Raw genomic sequence first — 520 nt, forward strand, 5'->3', positions numbered from 1 at the left:
ATTATGGTTTCGTTCCACAATTCTGTTCCCTTTGGCTTTATGGCATTGCGCTCGTAGTGGGCAGCCTTGACAGTTTTGAGCCCTGTAACGACTGATGATTTGCTTATAACCTGTTTTGGTTTCTCGACTATAATTACCAATGTGGTTCATCGCTTGCCCCATTGGGCAGTAGTAGGTGTCTGTTTCTGTATTGTAATAGAGTTTATCTGCTCCAAAGGGATGTTTTGTTTTACCTGTTTTAGTTTCTTTTTGTTCTTTGTGGAAGTAATTATATTTCACATAGGCTTCTATACCTTTATCTTCTAAATCTTGGTAATTTTCCTCACTACCATAGCCTGCATCTGCGGTGACTACTTCGGGCGAAGACCCAAAACTAGTGTGGTGTTCATTTAGGTGTTTTATCAGTGTAGTAGTGTCGGTAGTGGTTTGTTCTAAGGTATAATTGGTGATGAATTGATTATTGGAAGAAGCTTGTATATTATAAGCGGCTTTAAGTTGACCGTTTCTCATGTGATCGTCT

At 39.2% G+C, this 520-nt stretch carries 1 protein-coding gene; it reads right to left on the minus strand.

Annotation, left to right across the window (positions count from 1 at the left end; genetic code table 11):
- Positions 1 to 510: transposase (locus tag ABD816_RS22260; protein ID WP_344931128.1), on the minus strand; the 510-nt coding region annotated here is incomplete at its 3' end.
- Positions 511 to 520 lie beyond the last annotated feature (10 nt).

The organism is Aquimarina addita, assembly GCF_039539305.1.
Classification (GTDB): Bacteria; Bacteroidota; Bacteroidia; order Flavobacteriales; family Flavobacteriaceae; genus Aquimarina; species Aquimarina addita.